This is a genomic window from Streptomyces sp. NPDC001401, from assembly GCF_042895385.1.
Lineage (GTDB): Bacteria > Actinomycetota > Actinomycetes > Streptomycetales > Streptomycetaceae > Streptomyces.
In genome coordinates, this window is sequence record NZ_JBIAWI010000002.1 from 581337 (window position 1) to 599380 (window position 18044).

An 18044-nucleotide genomic window follows, 5' to 3' on the forward strand; every position below is an offset into this window, starting at 1 on the left:
GGGTGGGGTCGGGAGGGCTGGAGTTGCCCCCTGGTGACGAGGGTCACGAGGGGAACTCCGCAGACGTCCCGCCCGGCACGGTGTCCCTGGCCCGGCCGATGACGACGAGTTCCATCGGGCCGGAGCTGGACTGGGATGCCGACGCCTGGCGCGAGGTGCGTACGCGCGCCCAGCGAGCCGGCCGGGCCTACATCTGGCTGAACCTCGTCGAACAGCGGCTGCGCGCGGTCGTGGCCGCTGTTCTGCGGCCCATCTACGAACCCGTCCACGGCGACGACTGGGTGGTCGCCGCGGCCGGACCGGCCGGTCAGGAATGGGTGCAGCGCGCGGTCGCCGTACGCGAAGTCAGCCGCCGCAAGGGCTACTTGCTCGACCCGGCCGACGACAACGTCCTCAGCTTCCTCACCCTGCCCCAGCTGCGCGAGCTCATGGTGCAGCACTGGCCGTGCTTCGAGCCGTACGTCGACGACCGCCGCGACGTTGAACTCGCCCTGGACGAGCTCGAGGTCACCCGCAACGTCGTCTCCCGCAACCGGGCCCTGTCCGAGGCCGTCCTGAGCCAGGCCGAGCGGGCCTCGGCGAAGCTGCTGGACATTCTCGGCGCCGCCGGGGACGTGCCGTCGGCCCGCCGGCTGCCCGTGGACGCGATGGAGGAACTGGTCGGCGACCGGTACGCGGACGTGGTCGCCGTGCACCCCGACCGGGTGCGGCTGCTGCGCCACTTCCCGGCCGAGGACATTTTCGGCGGTGCCCGCCGCCTCGACGCCGTCGGCATCGGCCTCAACCTGCTCGTGCAGAACTTCTCCGGACGCCGGCTGGTGCGCCTGGCCGAGGCGGGCTGCCGCGTCCGGCTGCTGTTCCTCAACCCGGCCTCCAGTGCCGTCAAGCGGCGTGAGCGTGAACTCGGCATGAAGCGCGGGGAGTTGAGCCGCGCCGTCGAGATGAACATCCTGCACATGCGCCGCGTCCGGTCCAGGCTGCGCGACCAGGGCGCCTTCGAGATCCAGGTCTACGACGAGACGCCGCGCTTCACGGCCTACCTCGTCGACGGCGACGGCTCGGACGGCGTCGCCGTCGTGCAGTCCTATCTGCGGCGCTCGCGCGGCATGGAGGCTCCGGTGCTGGTCCTGCGTCACGGAAGCCGGGTGGTGAAACCGGATGACATGGACAAGGGTGTCGAGAGCGGGCTCTTCCCGACATACCGCGAGGAGTTCGAAACGTCCTGGGCGGATTCGCGCCCTGTGTCCTGAACTGTCGCCGGGGCGAAGCGGAATGCGGTCCTCGGATTGTCAGTGGCACATGGGAAGGTGGAGACCACTGGGGGAAAGCACCACCAAGAAGGGGGGCCGCCCATGGGCTGGCACCGGGAGCTGCTGATCGGCTTCGACCTGGAGACGACCGGGACCGATCCGCGAGAGGCGCGCATCGTCACGGGAGCCGTGATCGAGGTCAGGGGCGGGCAGCCCATAGGGCGCCGGGAGTGGCTGGCGGATCCGGGCGTGGAGATCCCGGCGGACGCCGTGGCGGTGCACGGGATCAGCAACGAACGCGCGGCTGCGGAGGGCCGCCCCGCCGACGAGGTGGCGGACGCCATCGCGGACGTCCTCGCGACGTACTGGAAGACGGGCGTCCCGGTCGTCGCCTACAACGCGGCCTTCGACCTGAGCCTGCTCTCCGCGGAACTGCGCAGGTACGGGCTGCCATCCCTGCGCGAGCGCCTGGGCGGCATCGACCCCGCCCCGGTCATCGACCCGTACACCATCGACCGCTGGGTCGACCGCTACCGCCGCGGCAAGCGCAACCTCGAAGCGGTCTGCACCGAATACGGCGTCACACTCGACGCCGCCCACAACGCCTCCGCCGACGCCCTGGCCGCGGCCGGCCTGGCCTGCGCGATAGCCGCCCGCCACCCCAAGATCGCGGCCCTCGGCCCGGCGGAACTGCACCGCCGCCAGATCGAGTGGTACGCGGAATGGGCGGCGGACTTCCAGAGCTTCCTGCGCCGCAAGGGAGACGCGACCGCCGTGGTGGACGGCACCTGGCCACTACGGGAGTTGACGGACGAGCCGGTCTGAGGGGGACGGCCGGTGGCCACGCCGGCGGACAATCGGGGTGGGCCGCGTTTCAAGTACGGCTCCGGCGCGGTGACGAGTTCCTTCAAACGCCGGTGGATGCCGTGGCCCGACCTCGGACATCCGATTCGCCCTCCAGGCCGGTCTCGTGCCGCGCTCCCGCACGGTGGGCCCGTTCCACGGCCTGCCCCCAGTACGTGCCGGCGACCATCAGAGCCGCGCCGAGTCCGGTGAGCGGGGTGAGGTGCTCGCCGCCGAGGGCGATGCCGACGGCGACGGCCCAGACCGGCTCCGTGCCCAGCAGCAGGCTGGCCCGGCTGGCGGAGGTCCGCTGCACGGCCCACGTCTGGACGAGAAAGGCGAACACACTGCAGAACAGGGCGAGATAGAGCAGCTGCGTCCAGGTCCCGCCGTCGGCGCGGGCGAGCGTCGGCAGGCCGAGCGCACCGGCCGGCAGGAACAGGACCGTACCGACGAGGGTCTGCACGGTCGTCAGATGCAGTGGCCGGACGGCCCGTCGCTCCGTGAGCCGTCCGACGAGCACGACATGCACCGCCCGCACCAGAGCGGCGCCGAGCATCAGCAGGTCACCGAGGCGCGGGGCGTGAAAGCCGTTGCCGGACATCAGCAGGCCCACGGCCAGGACGCAAACGCCGGCGGCCGCGAAGAACACGGGAGGCAGCCCGCCCTGCCCGGCACGCCTGCCGCCTCGGTCGAGGAGCGGGGTGAGCACGATGGTGAGGCTGATGATCAGCCCCGCGTTGGCGGCGCTGGTGTGGGCGACGCCGTACGTCTCCACGACGAGAACGGCCGCCTGGGTCACCCCCAGCGGCACACCGACTCGCAGCTCGTCCCGGGTCCACCGACGCGGCCCACGCCCGACGGCGACGAGCCCGAGACAGGCGAGCGCGGAGAGTGCGTACCGCGCGAAGAGCACCAGCAGCACAGGCAGGGCGGAGGTGGCAGTCTGGGCGGACAGATAGCTCGAACCCCAGACGACGGCGACAAGGAGGAGTATCAGATCGGTACGGCGCAGTTCGGACATGGACCTACGGTGCACCGACCACTACCTTGAAGCCCAGAACCAACTTCTTAACCAACCCTTTAGCGCTCCTACACTGAGGGCATGGACGAACGACAGCTGCGCATCCTGCGGGAACTCGGCGAACTGGGCAGTGTCACGGCGGTCGCCGAGGCGCTGCTGGTGACGCCGTCGGCGATCTCCCAGCAGCTGAGGCTGCTGCAGCGCTCGATCCCCGTACCGCTCACGGAGCGTGTCGGTCGACGGCTGGTGCTCACGGACGCAGGGCAGGCACTGGCGGGCGCGGCCATCGAGGTCGAGACGGCGCTGGAGCGGGCCCGGTACACGGTGGGGGAGTTCCTGGACCGCCGCGACGGCGAGGTGTCGGTGGCGGCGTTCCACAGCGCGGCCGCGACCTTCTTCCCACCCCTCCTCAGGGCGCTCGCCGCACCGGACGCCCCCACCCTCGCCCTCGCCGACGAGGACGTGGCCCAGGACGATTTCCCCCGCCTGACCCGCGAGTACGACCTGGTCCTGGCCCACCGCCTGGACCACGCCCCGCCCTGGCCGACCACGGTCACGGCGACGACGCTCCTACGCGAACCGCTCGACGTGGCCATGCCGGCGACCCACCCCCTCGCCGCCAAGCGCCGCGTGACCCCGAGAGACGTCGCCGACGAACCCTGGATCACCGTCCACGACGGCTACCCGGTCATGGCCACCATCGAGGCCATCGCCGCCGCAGCGGGCCACCACCTCCACCTGGCCCACCGCGTCAACGAGTTCGCGGTGGTGGCAGAACTCGTAGCAGCAGGCGGCGGCCTCGCCCTGATGCCCCGCTGGACGATGCGCCCCCACCCCGCACTGGCCTTGAGACCCCTCAGCGGAGTCCAGGCAAGACGCCACATCGACGCCCTGTACCGCCCGGAGCGCACGGCTCGGCGGGCGGTCCGCACGGTTCTCACCGAATTGAGGCGGGCGGCAAGCTCTGTCCAAGAGGGCGAGGAGAACCGCTTTTAGGGGCGCGGGGAACTGCGCGACCAGCCACAACGAACCCGCGGCCGCCCACAGACAACAAGTCCCCACCCCTTGGGCGCTCAGAACGGATACCACCGCACCGTCTCGTCCCCGCTCCGCAGAGACGCCACCCGCCGCTCGAATTCAACCAACGCCTTCGGATTACTCGGCGCATGCTGAGCCACCCACGCACAACTCGCCGTCTCCCGGGCACCCCGCAACACCGAGCACCCCTCCCACTCGCGCACATCCCAGCCGTACACCTCGGTAAACGAGTCGTAGGCGTCATCGGGCATCCCATACCGGTCGTGGGACAGCGCCATGACCACCAGATCGTGCTCCCGCAGATCCGAGGAAAAGGTCTCCAGATCCACCAGCACCGGCCCGTCAGGACCGACGTGCACATTCCGGGGAAGGGCGTCCCCATGGATCGGTCCCGGAGCGAGACGCGGCTTCAGCGCAGCCGCGGCCTCCGCGAAACCGTCCCGCCGCTCCCGCAGATACGCCGCGTCGGCGGGATCGATCGCATCCCCCGCCAGCCGCAACCACCGCTCCACCCCACCCAGCAACTCCCGCGGCGGCAAGGCGAAGTCAGGCGCGGGCAACGCGTGCACGACCCGCAACAGTTCGGCCAAATCCCGCGGCTCGGCCTGCCGCACGGCCTCCGGCATGCGGAGCCACACCGTCACCGGATGCCCCTCGACCAGCAACGGCTTCGCCTCGGCCGCCCGCACCGCCGGCACGCCCTCCTCCGCGAGCCACACGGCGATGGTCAGCTCCCGCCGTGCTCGATCCAGCAGCTCGGCATCACGGCCCACCTTGACGACCAGGTCACCGGCGGCGAACACCGCGTTCTCGCCGAGGGCGAGGAGCGACGCGTCCCAGGCAGACCCCGGCAGCACCCCCGCCGCGGCCAGTACGTCCCGCGCCCGTGCCTCGTCCATCGTCCGCCTCCCATGTCCGCTGTCCGTGTGTGCCTCGGTTGCCCCGGTGAACGGCGTCGAGTTCGCGCCACTCCTCGGCCAGTCTCGCATTCGCACAGGTCGGACCGTGTGCGCGCTGCCTTGACGGTGCATACCTCCTTCACGACCATGACGGAGGCCGACCGACCCGGCACCGACCCGGCACCGGCCCGGCACCGTCCCGACCCGCGCGAAGGAGCCGATGACGTGGCACTGGTGAGCGCGACAGGACGGTCGACGCAACGCTCGCCACGCACCACCGGCGCCCGGGACCCCGCGCTTCCCGACCGCGGGGCCTGGTTCCTGGTCCTGCCCGCCCTGATTCCGATCCTCGTCCTGAGCGTCGGCCCCCTCCTCTACGGCATCCTGCTGGCCTTCACCGACTCCCAGTCGGGCCGCACCCAGCCCACCCAGTGGATCGGCGGCCTCAACTTCCAGGATCTGCTGCACGACACACTGTTCTGGGAGTCGTTCCGGATCGGCCTGGTGTGGGCGGTCGGCGTCACCGTGCCGCAGTTCCTGCTCGCCCTCGGCCTTGCCCTCCTGCTGAACCAGGAGCTGCGCCTGCGCTGGCTGGCCCGTGCCCTCGCGATCATTCCGTGGGCGATGCCCGAGGTCGTCGTGGGCATCATGTGGCGGCTGGTCTACAACCCGGACGCGGGCGTCCTCAACGAGACCCTGCACGATCTCGGTCTCGGCAGCGGCCACGACTGGCTCAGCGGTCTCGGCACCGCTCTGCCCGCCGTGGTCGTCGTAGGCGTCTGGGCCGGCATGCCCCAGACCACGGTCGCCCTGCTCGCCGGGCTGCAGAGCACCCCGCGCGAACTCCACGAGGCCGCCGCGGTGGACGGCGCCGGAGCCTGGAGCCGCTTCCGCACGGTGACCTGGCCCGCCCTGCGCCCCGTCGCCCTCGCCATCACCGCCCTCAACCTCATCTGGAACTTCAACTCCTTCGCCCTGGTCTACGTGTTGACCAACGGCGGCCCCGGCGGGCGTACCCGGCTGCCCATGCTCTTCGCCTACGAAGAGGCCTTCCGCTACGGCCAGTTCGGGTACGCGGCGGCGATGGGCTGTGTGATGGTCGCCGTGATCTCGGTGCTCCTGGCCCTGTTCCTGGTGGGACGGCTCAGGGGAGGCGACGACGCATGAGGACCCGGACGACCACCCGGATCGGCCAGTACGCGGCCCTGCTCGCGTATCTCGTCTTCATCGCCTTCCCGTTCCTCTGGCTGCTCTCCACCGCCTTCAAGTCCCCCCGCGAGCTGGGCAGTCTGCACCCCACCTGGATACCCCGGCACCCCACCCTCGACAACTTCCGCCAGGCCTTCGACGAACAGCCCCTGCTGCACGCGGCCCTCAACTCCCTGCTCGCGGCGGCCGGGGCGGCGATCGTCGCCGTGCTCGTCGCGACCCCGCTCGCCTACGTCATGGCCCGCCGCCGCACCGCGCTGACCCGGGCCGCCACCGGCTGGGTGATCGTCAGCCAGGCGTTCCCGCTGGTTCTGGTGATCATCCCGCTGTTCCTGGTGCTGAAGAACCTGCGGCTGATCAACTCCCTTGCGGGGCTGACACTTGTGTACGTCGTCTGGGCGCTGCCGTTCGCGCTGTGGATGCTCGCCGGTTACGTACGCGCGGTGCCGACCGAAGTCGAGGAGGCGGCGGCCGTCGACGGGGCCGGGCGGGTGCGGACGCTCGTCTCGGTCGTGGCGCCACTGCTCGCGCCGGGGATCGTGGCGACAGGGCTGTTCGCGTTCGTCACCGCGTGGAACGAGTTCTTCTTCGCGCTCGTCCTGCTGAAGACCCCCGAGAAACAGACCCTGCCCGTGGTCCTCACCCACTTCATCGGCGCGGAGGGCGTCGCCGACCTCGGCCCGCTTGCGGCGGCGGCCTTCCTCGCGACCCTGCCCTCACTCGTCGTCTTCGCGATCGTCCAGCGGCGGATCACCGGCGGCATGCTCACCGGGGCGGTGAAGAACTGATGCGCGGCAGACTGATCGGCCTCCTCGTCCTGACCCTGCTGCTCGCCGGCTGCACGAGCGGTGGCTCCGCGAGAGACGGCCGGATCACCCTCCGTTTCCAGTCCCTGGCCTGGCAGGAGGAGTCCGTCCAGGCCAACAAGGAGCTGGTGAAGGAGTGGAACGCCAGTCATCCGAACGTCAACGTCCAGTACATACAGGGCAGTTGGGACAGCGTCCACGACCAGCTCCTCACCTCCTTCGAGGGCGGTGAGGCCCCCGACATCATCCACGACGCCTCCGACGACCTCGCGGACTTCGCCTACGGCGGCTACCTCGCCGACCTGCGCGACCTGCTGCCCGCCCGCCTCAAGTCCGACGTCCCGCAGCACAGTTGGGATACGACGACCTTCGGCGACGGCGTCTACGGCGTGCCCTTCCTCCAGGAGCCACGCGTCCTCATCGCCAACGCGACCTGGCTGAAGCGGGCCGGGGTACGCATCCCGACGGCCCAACGCCCTTGGAGCTGGCCCGAGTTCAGGAAGATCACCGAGCAGCTCAGCGGCAACGGCAAGTACGGCGTCGCCTGGCCCCTCAAGGAACCCGTCTCCGCGACCCTCAACCTCTCCCTCTCCACCGGCGGCGAACTCTTCCACCGCGGCGCCGACGGCAAGGTGAAGGTCCGCTTCGAGGCGGCCGACCAGGTGGTGCCCCGTACCATCCACGACCAGGCGAACACCGACCACAGCGCCTCGCCCACCACCCTCGGCAGCGGCGGCTCGGACACCCTGCCCGGCTTCTTCGGCGGCAAGTACGCGATGGTGCCGCTCGGCTTCTCCTACCGTCAGCAGATCGTGCAGCAGTCCCCGAAGGGCTTCGACTGGCAGGTGCTGCCCGCGCCCGCCGGCGCCGACGGACCGACCCAGGGCGTCAGCCCGCAGACGCTCTCCATCGCCCAGGGCAGCAAGCACAAGAAGGAGGCCGCCGAGTTCATCGACTTCCTGCTGCGGCCCAGGAACATGGTGCGGCTGGCGCTCGGCGACTGGATGCTGCCCACCGGCACCCAGGCCCTTGAGAACCCGGCCCTGCACACGGCCAAGAACGGCTGGGCGACCGGCACCGCCCTCGCCGCCGATCTGCGCTCGGCACCCGCGCAGTCCGTCCGCGGCTACCCCGAGTGGAAGGACAAGGTCGCCACCCCCGCATTCCAGGAGTACTACAGCGGGGCCATCGGCCTCGACGAACTGCGCCACCGCCTGGAGAGGGACGGCAACCTGGTCCTCGCCCGTTACCAGCGCTGAAAGTCCCTTGCCCAGCGCTGAAATTCCGTTGCCCGGCGGGCGGCCGTCCGCCTAGCGTGCCGTCCGTGGCAGCTTTCAACGCGATCATCGACTCCGGTCTCGGCCGGGGCGTCACGCACTCCATCCGGATGCGTCGTGGCCCCGGTGCCCTGACCGGTCCGGGGAGTCGCATCCGCTGAGCCGCGCCCATAGAGCGCTGCGCCACCCTTCTCTCTCCATGTCTTCCGGTCAGGGCCTTCGGCTGCCCTTCTCCCTCCTTCCGGAAGACAAGGACCGCAGGCCATGGCCCGCCCCACCCGAAACTCCCGCGCGCTCTCGCAGAACTTCCTCGCCGACCGCGCCACGGCCGAACACCTCGCCCGCCTCGCCGTCCTACACGGCGATCAGCCGCCCCTTCTGCTCGAAGTAGGGGCAGGAAAAGGCGCGTTGACCGAGCGGCTCGCTCCCCTCTGCCGGGAGCTGCGCGCGTACGAGATCGACCGCCGCCTCGTACCCGTACTGCGCGACCGCTTCTCCGCCGCACCCCAAGTCACCGTCATCGGCGGCGACTTCCTCGCCGCAAAGCCCCCGCGCACCCCCTTCTCCGTCGCCGGGAACGTGCCCTTCTCCCGCACCGCCGCCATCGTCGACTGGTGTCTGCGGGCCCCCGCCCTCACCGACGCCACGCTCCTCACCCAGCTCGAGTACGCCCGCAAACGCACCGGGGACTACGGCAGTTGGACCCTGCTCACGGTCCTCAGCTGGCCCCGCTACGACTGGCGGCTGGTCGGGCGGGTCGCCCGGACCCGTTTCCGGCCGGTACCGGGCGTGGACGCCGGGGTCATCCGCATCGAGCGCCGCCGCACCCCGCTGCTCGCACCCGCCGCCCAGGACAGCTGGCGTCACCTGGTCGAGCTCGGCTTCTCGGGGGTCGGCGGCTCGCTGCACGCCTCGCTGCGGCGGGTCCACCCGAGGCGGCGTGTGGACGCGGCGTTCCGGGCGGCGGGGTTGGACCCGCACGCCCTGGTGGGCGAGGTGCCGCCGGGGAGGTGGCTGCGGCTGCATGCGGTGCTGTCGTAAACACATTGCACGAGACGTCTCGTCTCGTCTACGTTCGCTCGCATGACCAGTCGCTCTCGTACCGCCCCTGCCCACATCGCCATGTTCTCCATCGCCGCCCACGGCCATGTGAACCCCAGTCTCGAGGTCATCCGTGAGCTGGTGGCGCGTGGCCATCGGGTGACGTATGCGATCCCGCCGGCGTTCGCGGAGAAGGTCGCCGAGACGGGCGCCGAGCCGAAACTGTGGAACTCCACGCTGCCGGGGCCCGACGCGGACCCGTCGGCGTGGGGGTCCGTCCTCCTCGACCACGTCGAACTGTTCCTGGCCGACGCGATCCAGGCGCTGCCACAACTCGCCGAGGCCTACGAGGGGGACGTACCGGACCTCGTCCTGCACGACATCACGGCGTACCCGGCCCGCGTCCTCGCCCACCGCTGGGGTGTTCCCGCGCTCTCGCTCTCGCCGAACCTCGTCGCCTGGGAGGGGTACGAGGAGGAGGTGGCCGAGCCGATGTGGGCGGAGCCGAAGCGGACCGAGCGCGGCCGGGCGTACTACGCGCGCTTCCAGGCCTGGCTGGAGGAGAACGGGATCACGCAGCACCCGGACCCCTTCGCGGGCCGCCCCGACCGCTCGCTCGTCCTGATCCCCAAGGCGCTTCAGCCCAACGCCGATCGGGTCGACGAGACCGTGTACACGTTCGTCGGCGCCTGCCAGGGCGACCGCGCCGCGCAGGGCGAGTGGCGACGGCCGGCCGGAGCCGAGAAAGTGGTGCTGGTGTCGTTGGGCTCGGCGTTCACCAACCAGCCCGGCTTCTACCGGGAGTGTGTCGAGGCGTTCGGCGACCTGCCCGGCTGGCACCTCGTCCTGCAGATCGGCAAGCACGTGGACCCGGCGGCGCTCGGGGACGTACCGGCGCATGTGGAAGTGCGGTCCTGGGTCCCGCAGTTGGCGGTGCTCCGGCAGGCAGACCTGTTCGTCACGCACGCCGGGGCGGGTGGCAGCCAGGAGGGTCTGGCCACCGCCACGCCGATGATCGCCGTACCGCAGGCCGTCGACCAGTTCGGCAACGCGGACATGCTCCAGGCCCTCGGCGTCGCCCGCCACGTCCCCACGGCGGAGGCCACCGCCGAGACCCTGCGCAGGACCGCCCTCGCCCTCGTCGACGACCCCGAGGTCGCCCGCCGCCTTGAGGAGATTCGGGCCGGCATGGCGAAGGAGGGAGGCACTCGGCGGGCGGCCGATCTGATCGAGGCCGAACTTCCCGCAGGATCACGGTAGTTCCGGACATGACGAGGGCCCGCCGGCTCCCCTGTGGCCGGCGGGCCCTCGGTAGGTGAGGGGTCACCCCCTTCAGACGCCCAGTCGTTCACCCTCGTCGCGCCGCACCGAGTGCGTGATGACCTCCGCAGACTCGTCGTGCGTCAGGTCCGGCAGCCGGTTCAGCCACTTCGGCAGATACCAGTTGCGCTCGCCCAGCAGCGCCATCACCGCCGGGAGCAGGACGCCCCGGATGATCGTCGCGTCGATGAGCACGGCGGCCGCGAGGCCGACGCCCATCTGCTTCATGGACTGCATGGACAGCGTGCCGAAGATCGCGAACACGGCGACCATGATGACCGCGGCGCTGGTGACGACACCGGCCGTGGTGACCACGCCGTGCTGGATCGCGTCCCTGGTCGTGCGGCCCCGCATCCGTGCCTCGCGGATCCGCGAGACCACGAACACGTGGTAGTCCATGCTCAGCCCGAACAGGATCACGAACAGGAACAGCGGCAGCCAGGTGATGATCGCGCCGACGCCCTCCGCGCCCACCAGCGAGGCGCCCCAGCCGTGCTGGAAGACGGCGACGAGAATGCCGTAGGCCGCGCCCACCGACAGCAGGTTGAGCAGGATCGACGTGATCGCGACCGTCAGCGAGCGGAACGACAGCAGCATCAGCACGAAGGCGAAGACCACGACGAACGCGAAGACCGGGACGACCGCGCCGCCGAGCTGGGCGTTGAAGTCGTGCGAGCCGGCGACCTGTCCGGTGATCGGCGCCTGGACGCCGTCCACCTTGCCGAGCGTGGCGGGCCGCACCTCGTCCCGCAGCTTCTCCAGGCTGGCGCCCGCCTTGTCCAGGTCGGAGCCGCCGACCAGCGGGACGTACACGTAGGCGATGTTCTGCGCGTCGTGGAGCGTGATCTGGACCGGGCCGCGCGAGGCGCCCGAACTGATCGCCTGCTCCTTGAAGGCGGCGAGGGCGCTCTTCACCTCCGGGGCGTTGATGTCCTTCGCCTTGACGACGACCTCGGCCGGCTCGGAGCCGCCCGGGAAGGCGTCGTTGACCCGGTTGTACGTCTGCACGATCGGCAGCGAGTTCCCGAACTCCTGGTCCAGCGTGAGGTTCTGGGTCTTCATGCCGACCGCGGGAGCCGCGATCGCGAGCAGCGCACCGGCCGCCACCAGGACGGAGACCAGCGGCTTGGCGAGCACCCCGCGCAGCACGGCCGTCCAGAACCGGCTCTCCCCGCCCGTGCGGGCGGCGCGGCGCTCCATGGCCTTTGCCAGGAACGGAATCCGCCCCTTCTCGACCCGCTCGCCCAGCAGCGAAAGGAGTGCGGGCAGCACGGTCACCGAGCCGACCATCGCGACGGCGACGACCATCAGCGAGGCCAGGCCCATCCCCTCGAACGTGGCGAGCCCGGTGAACAGCATGCCTGCCATCGCCACGCACACCGTGATGCCCGAGACGATGATCGCCCGGCCACTGGTGGCGGCGGCGACCCGCAGCGCTGTCTGGGCATCCCGGCCCGCGGCCCGCTCCTCGCGCTCACGGCGCAGATAGAACAGGCAGTAGTCGACGCCCACGGCCAGACCGACCAGCAGCATCACGGAGTTGGCGGTGTCGGTCATCGGCTGGACGTGGCTGACGATGCCGATCAGGCCCATCGTCGCCATGATCGCGGTGATCGCCAGCGCGACCGGCAGCAGCGCGGCCACCAGCGCACCGAAGGCGATGAGCAGAATGCCGAGGGCCACCGGCACCGCGGAGAGCTCGGCCTTCTTGAAGTCGTCACCGAACGCGTCGTCGAACGTCTTCTGCATGCTGGCGCTGCCGATCTCCTCGATCCGCAGCGTCCCGTGGTCCTTCTGCACCTCGTCGACGGCCTTCAGCACGGGCTCCACGCGGTCGCCCGCGGTCTCCGCATCGCCGCGCATGTCGAACTGCACCAGCGCGCTGCGCCCGTCCTTGGAAATCGTGTCCGTGGTGTACGGCGACTTCACGTCCGTGACCTTGCCGGTCCCGTCGACCGCCTTGACGACCGCCCCTACCGCAGCCTTGAACTCGGCGTCCGTGGCCTTGAGTTGACCGTCCTTCGCCTGGATCAGGACCGTCTCGCTCGCCGGCTCCTTGATCCCCGCGTCATCGATGATCTTGGCGGCGGTGTGCGTCTCGCCCTTGAGCTGGTCGCTGTCCTTGAGGTCGACCCGGCCCGCGGCCGAACCGATCCCCATCGCCAGGACGACGAACAGCACCCAGATGCCGACGGCAGCCCATCGGTGCCGGGCGCTCCAGCCGCCGGCCCGGGCGGCTATGCCCCGCACCCGTGAATCTCCGTTCCCCATGACGGGCTTGCCCCCTTGAGTCCGGTGACAGCCCCCTGCCGCCACCTTTCGCTTCGAAGGTATGGCCGGGATAAGGCCATCTCGTCGTGCTGCCCGGTGAAGTGCGGCGGGCGCGGGTCCTCCCCTCGGACCCCGGCGCCTCACCGCTGGGGAGGACGACGGCCCCTTACATCTATCGGGACTTCTCGGGGATGAAGATCGGGGTGTCCGGTCCGTCGGCATCGCTCCTCTTTGTTATTACGAAAGCTTGTTGAACAAGTCACAGGTGCGTGTATCTGTTGATCCGGGCCCGCGATTCGGACAGAGTTTCGGGCAGTCCGCCCACGCGGACGCGGCGGCCGTCGTGCCCACCCCCACGGGGCACGACGGCCGCTTTATGGTGTGCGCCATGACGACGACGTATGCGGCACTGCTGCGCGGGATCAACGTGGGCGGCAAGAAGAAGCTCCCGATGGCCGAACTCCGGCAGCTGATGGACGGCCTCGGCTACGACGGCGTACGCACCCATCTGCAGAGCGGCCAGGCCGTCTTCGCATCCGGCCACGGCGACGAGGAGTCCCTGGCCGCCGAACTCGCGCAGGCGATCCAGAAGCACTTCGGCTTCGCCGTCGACGTGATCGTGCGCGACCACGCCTACCTCGAGGCGGTCGCCGACGCCTGCCCCTTCCCGGCCGCCGAGCTGGAGGCCAAGCAGCTCCACGTCACCTACTTCTCCGCCCCGGTCGACGCGGAGCGGTTCGCGGAGATCGACCGGGAGGCCTATCTCCCGGAGGAGTTCCGGCTCGGCGACCGCGCGCTGTACCTGTACGCGCCGGACGGCCTCGGCCGCTCCCAGCTCGCCGTCCACCTCGCCAAACCCCGTATCAACAAAGGCCTGATCGCCACGACCCGCAACTGGAACACCGTCGTGAAACTGGTGGAGCTCACGGCGGAGTGACCGACCGGAGGCCCGGGACGGGGCCGGGGCAGGGGCTGTGCGAGGCTCGTCCCATGCGCTACATCATCATCGGAGCGGGAGCCGTCGGCGGTTCGATCGGCGGGCGTCTCGCGGGTTCGGGGCACGAGGTGGTTCTGGTCGCGCGGGGCGCGCACCAAGCGGCGCTGCGGGACGGCGGGCTTCGGCTGAAGGTGCCGGACGGCGCGTTCACGTACCGGCTGCCGACGGTCGAAGGACCAGACGGGCTGGGCGAGTTGAGGGCCGACGACGTGCTCGTCCTCGCCGTGAAGACGCAGGACACCGTGGGCGCGCTGCAGGCCTGGGGCCCGGCGCCGGTCGCGGGCGGCGGCACGGCGGCCGAGCGGCTGCCCCTGTTCTGCGCCCAGAACGGGGTGGAGGGCCAGCGCCTGGCCCTGCGCGTCTTCCGGCACGTGTACGGAGTCTGCGTCTGGCTTCCGGCGACCCACCTCCAGCCGGGTGAGGTCTCCGCCGGCGGCGCCCCGCTCACCGGCATCCTGCACGTGGGCCGGTACCCGCACGGCATCGACGAGACCGCGCGGCTGGTCGCCGCCGACCTGGAGAAGACGAGGTTCTTCGAGGCGCCGGTCGTCGAGGACGTGGCGCGCTGGCAGTACGCCAAGCTGCTGACCAACCTCACCAACGCCCTCCAGTCACTGGCCGGGCAGGACGAGGGACAGGAAGGCCGGGCCGCGCTGCGCGCACGCGTGCGGGCCGAGGGCGAGGCCGTGCTCGACGCCGCCGGGATCCCGTACGCGAGCCTCGAGGAGCAGCAGGCGCTGCGCGGCCACAAGGTCGACCTGGTGCCCCTCGACGGCGCCCCGCGCGGCGGCGGCTCCTCCTGGCAGTCCCTCACCCGCGCCACCGGCACCATCGAGGCCGACTACCTCAACGGCGAGATCGCGCTGCTCGGCCGCCTGCACGGCGTGCCGACCCCGCTCAACGACCTGCTGCAGCACCTCTCGAACACCTTCGCCCGCGAACACCGGGCGCCGGGCTCGATGCCGATCGAGGAGCTGATCCGCCTCGCCGACGAGGCTGTCGCGTTTGTTCAAGAGACCTGAGCCGGCCCTTCCTAGCGTGGGGTGCATGACGTACGACGACCCGAAGCTCCTGCACACCTACATGACCGAGTGTGCCGCCGAGGCGGCGCGCGTTGCGCGCGGCGTCCCGGCGGACCGGCTCGGCGACGCCACCCACTGCCCCGACTGGGACGTCCGCGCCCTGGTCAACCACTGGGTCCTCTACACCTCCCACGGCCTGGAGCACCGCGCCCTGCGCAAACAGCTCCCCGAGGAGCTGACCGCCCGCGACTTCACCACCGACCCCGACTGGCCCGCGGCCTACGCCGCCCAGCTGGACCGCGCCGTCGCTGCCTGGGCCGACCCCGCGGTGTGGGACGGTGAGATCGACCTCGGCACGGCGAAGATGCCCGCCGTCCAGATCGCCTCGATGGTCATCAAGGAGACGGCCGTACACGGCTGGGACGTCGCCGCTGCCACCGGCCAGCAGTTCCGCATCTCGGACGACGCGGCCCGCTTCGTCCTCCATGTGGTCGACGAGCACGGCGAGCTCTACCGCCAGTACGACGGCTTCGCCGACCCGGTGCCGGTGCGGGAGGACGCGCCCGTGTTCGACCGGGCCCTGGCCGCCAGCGGACGGGACCCACAGCTCGCCCAGACATGATTGGGCCAGGAAAGTACTGCAGAATTGGGTCAGGAAACTGCACCAATTAGCGGCTAACGTCGATGGCATGACGAACAGCGCACCCACCCGAGTCGACTTCTGGTTCGACCCCGCCTGCCCCTTCGCCTGGATCACCTCCCGTTGGCTCCTGGAGGTCGAGCGCGAGCGCCCGCTCGACCTCCGCTTCCACGCGATGAGCCTCTACCTTCACAACCTCGGCAATGAACTCCCCGACTGGTACCGGGAGTTGGTCGACAAGTCGATCGGCCCGGTGCGGGTCGCGGTGGCCGCCGCCGAGCGGCACGGGGAGAAGGTGCTGCGCGACCTGTACACGGCGTTCGGCACCCGCATCCACGAGCGCAAGGCGGACGACTTCGATGCGGTGATCGCCGACTCCCTCGCCGAACTGGGCCTGGCGCCCGACCTCGCCGCCGCAGCGCACGACCCGGCGTACGACGAGGCCGTACGCCGCAGCCACGAGGCGGGTGTCGAGCCGGAATCGGGGGGCTACGTGGGCACGCCCACGATCCACGTCGACGGAACGGTGTGGTTCGGGCCGGTACTGCGGGCGATTCCGCGGGGCGCCCGGGCGGCCGAACTCTTCGACAGCTTCCGGGTCTTGGCGACGTACCCGGACTTCTTCGAGCTGAAGCGGACCCGCACGGGGACGCTCCGCTTCGACTGATCGGACATCCCACGGGAGGGGCAGATGCCGTGATCAGTGGATCAGTAGGCTTCCTCGTATGAGCGAGGACTGGTCCAACACCCGCCTGTGGGTGGAGAAGAGCCTGCGTCCCGACGATCGCATCCGGGCGGTCAGCGCCCTGCGGGGCGGCTGGACCTCGCGGATGCGGCGCCTCGACATCGAGGGCACCGGGGGGTCGTACACGCTCGTGCTGCGGTCCTTCGTCCGCCCCTTCTACCTGAAGGCCGCGTCGGGACTGCTCACGCGAGAGGCCGACATCCTCCGCCTGCTCGCGCGGACGGACGTGCCGGCCCCCCGGCTGCACGCCGTCGACGCGGCGGCAGAGCACTGCGACCATCCGTCGCTGGTGATGTCGCTGCTGCCGGGGAGCGTGCGGGTGGACGAGACGGACGTGGAACGGAGAGCTGAGCTGCTCGCCCGGCAGTTGGCCGCCATTCACGGGCTGCGCGTGGCCGAGGCGGACCGGCCGCGCACATACCAGGCGTGGACCAGTCCCGAGCGGGTGCGGATCCCGCAGGACACCGAGCGGCCCGAGCTGTGGCGGCGGGCCGTGGACGTGATCCGGCAACCGCCCCCTGCCCACCGGCCCGTCTTCCTGCACCGTGACTTCCACCCCGGCAACGTCCTCTTCACGGGAGAGGGCCCCGATCTGGCCGTCACAGGTGTCGTGGACTGGGTGGAGACGTCCTGGGGACCGGCCGACCTGGACGTGGCCCACTGCTCGACAGCGCTCGCCCTGCTGCACGGGGTGCCGGTCGGACTGCGGTTCACCGACCACTACCGCGCGGCCGGCGGAACCCTCATCGACGATCCGGACGCCCACCTGTACTGGCGTCTCCTGGACGCCCTGGCCTTCGCACCGGACGCCGAGAAGGTCGCCGTCCCCTGGCGGGAGCTCGGGCGAACCGATCTGACACCGGCGCTGCTCACACGGCGCCTGGAGGAATACGTGCTGGCGCTTCTCGAAACGGCGGACTAGGCGCCGACAGCCGCCGGCACCGGTGTCCGTGCCGCGTCGTACCGCTCCAGCAGCAGCCGCGCCACCTCCGGCGCCGGGCCGAGCACGTCGGCGAGTACGTCCGCCTCGGCCGCGCCCTGCGTGATGCGGTCCGGCAGGAAGCCGGGGGCCAGGACGTACGGGGCGACGGCGACGCGTTTGCAGCCCAGTGCCCGGAGTTCGCGTACCGCGTCCTCGGTGCGGGGGAGAGCAGCGGAGGCGAACGCAGGCCGCACGGCGCACCAACCGGTGTGCCGCCACTCCCGCGCGATTGCTGCGATCACTGCGATCGCCTCCGGGTCGGTGGACCCCGCCGAGGCCAGTACGACCCCGGTCGAGGACTTGTCGCCGGGCGTCAGCCCGGCCTCGTACAAACGCCGTTCGAGGGCGGACAGGAGCAGCGGCGACGGGCCGAGCACCTCGGCCTGGTGGATGCGCAGCTGCGGCGGCGCGTCCCGCAGGACGGCGGGGATGTCCGCCTTGGCGTGGAACGCGCGGGTCAACAACAACGGCAGCGCCACGACGTCACGGACGCCCTCCGCCGCCAGGGACTCCAGCACCCCGTGTACGGACGGGATGTTGAAGTCCAAAAAGCCGGTCTCCACCCGTACGCCCGGGCGCATCGAGCGCACCCGGCGTACGAGGGCGTGCACCGTCGCGGCGTGCCGCGGGTCGCGGCTGCCGTGGGCGATGACGAGGAGGACGGGCTTCTTGTGCATGGG

At 70.8% G+C, this 18044-nt stretch carries 16 protein-coding genes and 1 pseudogene; 13 read left to right on the forward strand and 4 right to left on the reverse strand.

Going from position 1 to position 18044, the window contains the following annotated elements; all coding sequences use genetic code 11:
• Positions 1-2 precede the first annotated feature (2 nt).
• Both ACFY10_RS10210 and ACFY10_RS10215 read left to right on the forward strand, forming a co-directional pair.
• Positions 3-1250, forward strand: coding sequence for an SAV2148 family HEPN domain-containing protein (locus ACFY10_RS10210; protein ID WP_390664926.1), 1248 nt, complete (start codon positions 3-5; stop codon positions 1248-1250).
• 102 nt (positions 1251-1352) lie between these two features.
• Complete coding sequence (locus ACFY10_RS10215) at positions 1353-2075, forward strand: 3'-5' exonuclease (RefSeq protein ID WP_390664604.1); 723 nt, start codon at positions 1353-1355, stop codon at positions 2073-2075.
• A gap of 82 nt (positions 2076-2157) precedes the next feature.
• Here ACFY10_RS10215 and ACFY10_RS10220 read toward each other — a convergent pair whose 3' ends face one another.
• Positions 2158-3117, reverse strand: coding sequence for a DMT family transporter (locus tag ACFY10_RS10220; RefSeq protein ID WP_390664605.1), 960 nt, complete (start codon positions 3115-3117; stop codon positions 2158-2160).
• A gap of 81 nt (positions 3118-3198) precedes the next feature.
• On the opposite strand from ACFY10_RS10220, the gene ACFY10_RS10225 reads away from it, so the two are divergent.
• On the forward strand, positions 3199-4113 hold the full coding sequence (locus ACFY10_RS10225) for a LysR family transcriptional regulator (protein ID WP_390664606.1): 915 nt from the start codon (positions 3199-3201) through the stop codon (positions 4111-4113).
• 77 nt (positions 4114-4190) lie between these two features.
• Here the strand turns inward: ACFY10_RS10225 and ACFY10_RS10230 are convergent, their stop codons facing one another.
• A complete protein-coding gene (locus ACFY10_RS10230) occupies positions 4191-5054 on the reverse strand; it encodes a phosphotransferase enzyme family protein (RefSeq protein ID WP_390664607.1) in 864 nt (287 codons plus the stop codon).
• Between the two features lie 225 nt (positions 5055-5279).
• On the opposite strand from ACFY10_RS10230, the gene ACFY10_RS10235 reads away from it, so the two are divergent.
• From ACFY10_RS10235 to mgt, 5 genes and pseudogenes are all read left to right on the forward strand, one after another.
• Positions 5280-6221, forward strand: coding sequence for a carbohydrate ABC transporter permease (locus ACFY10_RS10235; protein ID WP_390664927.1), 942 nt, complete (start codon positions 5280-5282; stop codon positions 6219-6221).
• Positions 6218-7051, forward strand: a complete 834-nt coding sequence (locus ACFY10_RS10240; RefSeq protein WP_390664608.1) for a carbohydrate ABC transporter permease — start codon at positions 6218-6220, stop codon at positions 7049-7051. The genes ACFY10_RS10235 and ACFY10_RS10240 overlap by 4 nt, the downstream gene beginning before the upstream one ends.
• On the forward strand, positions 7051-8328 hold the full coding sequence (locus ACFY10_RS10245) for an ABC transporter substrate-binding protein (protein ID WP_390664609.1): 1278 nt from the start codon (positions 7051-7053) through the stop codon (positions 8326-8328). Before ACFY10_RS10240 ends, ACFY10_RS10245 begins: the two co-directional genes overlap by 1 nt.
• A 282-nt stretch (positions 8329-8610) precedes the next feature.
• Complete coding sequence (gene erm, locus ACFY10_RS10250; protein WP_390664610.1) at positions 8611-9387, forward strand: ErmE/ErmH/ErmO/ErmR family 23S rRNA (adenine(2058)-N(6))-methyltransferase; 777 nt, start codon at positions 8611-8613, stop codon at positions 9385-9387.
• Positions 9388-9392: 5 nt separating this feature from the next.
• Positions 9393-10647: pseudogene (gene mgt, locus ACFY10_RS10255) on the forward strand (macrolide-inactivating glycosyltransferase).
• 72 nt (positions 10648-10719) lie between these two features.
• Here mgt and ACFY10_RS10260 read toward each other — a convergent pair.
• A complete protein-coding gene (locus ACFY10_RS10260) occupies positions 10720-12978 on the reverse strand; it encodes an MMPL family transporter (RefSeq protein ID WP_390664611.1) in 2259 nt (752 codons plus the stop codon).
• Positions 12979-13366: 388 nt separating this feature from the next.
• Between ACFY10_RS10260 and ACFY10_RS10265 the strand changes: the two genes are divergently transcribed.
• From ACFY10_RS10265 to ACFY10_RS10285, 5 genes are all read left to right on the forward strand, one after another.
• Positions 13367-13915 carry a DUF1697 domain-containing protein gene (locus ACFY10_RS10265; protein ID WP_390664612.1) on the forward strand — a complete coding sequence of 183 codons (549 nt, stop codon included), beginning with the start codon at positions 13367-13369 and terminating at the stop codon, positions 13913-13915.
• Between the two features lie 53 nt (positions 13916-13968).
• Positions 13969-14997 carry a ketopantoate reductase family protein gene (locus ACFY10_RS10270; protein ID WP_390664613.1) on the forward strand — a complete coding sequence of 343 codons (1029 nt, stop codon included), beginning with the start codon at positions 13969-13971 and terminating at the stop codon, positions 14995-14997.
• Between the two features lie 25 nt (positions 14998-15022).
• Positions 15023-15619, forward strand: a complete 597-nt coding sequence (locus ACFY10_RS10275; protein WP_390664614.1) for a TIGR03086 family metal-binding protein — start codon at positions 15023-15025, stop codon at positions 15617-15619.
• A gap of 67 nt (positions 15620-15686) precedes the next feature.
• Positions 15687-16304, forward strand: a complete 618-nt coding sequence (locus ACFY10_RS10280; RefSeq protein ID WP_390664615.1) for a DsbA family protein — start codon at positions 15687-15689, stop codon at positions 16302-16304.
• Positions 16305-16362: 58 nt separating this feature from the next.
• Positions 16363-17304 (forward strand): phosphotransferase family protein, encoded by a 942-nt coding sequence (locus tag ACFY10_RS10285; protein ID WP_390664616.1) that lies wholly within the window; start codon positions 16363-16365, stop codon positions 17302-17304.
• Here the strand turns inward: ACFY10_RS10285 and ACFY10_RS10290 are convergent.
• Positions 17301-18041 carry a sirohydrochlorin chelatase gene (locus ACFY10_RS10290; RefSeq protein WP_390664617.1) on the reverse strand — a complete coding sequence of 247 codons (741 nt, stop codon included), beginning with the start codon at positions 18039-18041 and terminating at the stop codon, positions 17301-17303. The two genes, ACFY10_RS10285 and ACFY10_RS10290, sit on opposite strands and share 4 nt — an antisense overlap.
• Positions 18042-18044 lie beyond the last annotated feature (3 nt).

Coding starts and splice junctions, on each gene's coding strand:
- ACFY10_RS10215 (WP_390664604.1), top strand. CDS start 1,353: ATGGGCTGGCACCGGGAGCTGCTGATCGGCTTCGACCTGGAGACGACC.
- ACFY10_RS10220 (WP_390664605.1), bottom strand. CDS start 3,117: ATGTCCGAACTGCGCCGTACCGATCTGATACTCCTCCTTGTCGCCGTC.
- ACFY10_RS10225 (WP_390664606.1), top strand. CDS start 3,199: ATGGACGAACGACAGCTGCGCATCCTGCGGGAACTCGGCGAACTGGGC.
- ACFY10_RS10230 (WP_390664607.1), bottom strand. CDS start 5,054: ATGGACGAGGCACGGGCGCGGGACGTACTGGCCGCGGCGGGGGTGCTG.
- ACFY10_RS10240 (WP_390664608.1), top strand. CDS start 6,218: ATGAGGACCCGGACGACCACCCGGATCGGCCAGTACGCGGCCCTGCTC.
- ACFY10_RS10245 (WP_390664609.1), top strand. CDS start 7,051: ATGCGCGGCAGACTGATCGGCCTCCTCGTCCTGACCCTGCTGCTCGCC.
- erm (WP_390664610.1), top strand. CDS start 8,611: ATGGCCCGCCCCACCCGAAACTCCCGCGCGCTCTCGCAGAACTTCCTC.
- ACFY10_RS10260 (WP_390664611.1), bottom strand. CDS start 12,978: ATGGGGAACGGAGATTCACGGGTGCGGGGCATAGCCGCCCGGGCCGGC.
- ACFY10_RS10265 (WP_390664612.1), top strand. CDS start 13,367: ATGACGACGACGTATGCGGCACTGCTGCGCGGGATCAACGTGGGCGGC.
- ACFY10_RS10270 (WP_390664613.1), top strand. CDS start 13,969: ATGCGCTACATCATCATCGGAGCGGGAGCCGTCGGCGGTTCGATCGGC.
- ACFY10_RS10275 (WP_390664614.1), top strand. CDS start 15,023: ATGACGTACGACGACCCGAAGCTCCTGCACACCTACATGACCGAGTGT.
- ACFY10_RS10280 (WP_390664615.1), top strand. CDS start 15,687: ATGACGAACAGCGCACCCACCCGAGTCGACTTCTGGTTCGACCCCGCC.
- ACFY10_RS10285 (WP_390664616.1), top strand. CDS start 16,363: ATGAGCGAGGACTGGTCCAACACCCGCCTGTGGGTGGAGAAGAGCCTG.
- ACFY10_RS10290 (WP_390664617.1), bottom strand. CDS start 18,041: ATGCACAAGAAGCCCGTCCTCCTCGTCATCGCCCACGGCAGCCGCGAC.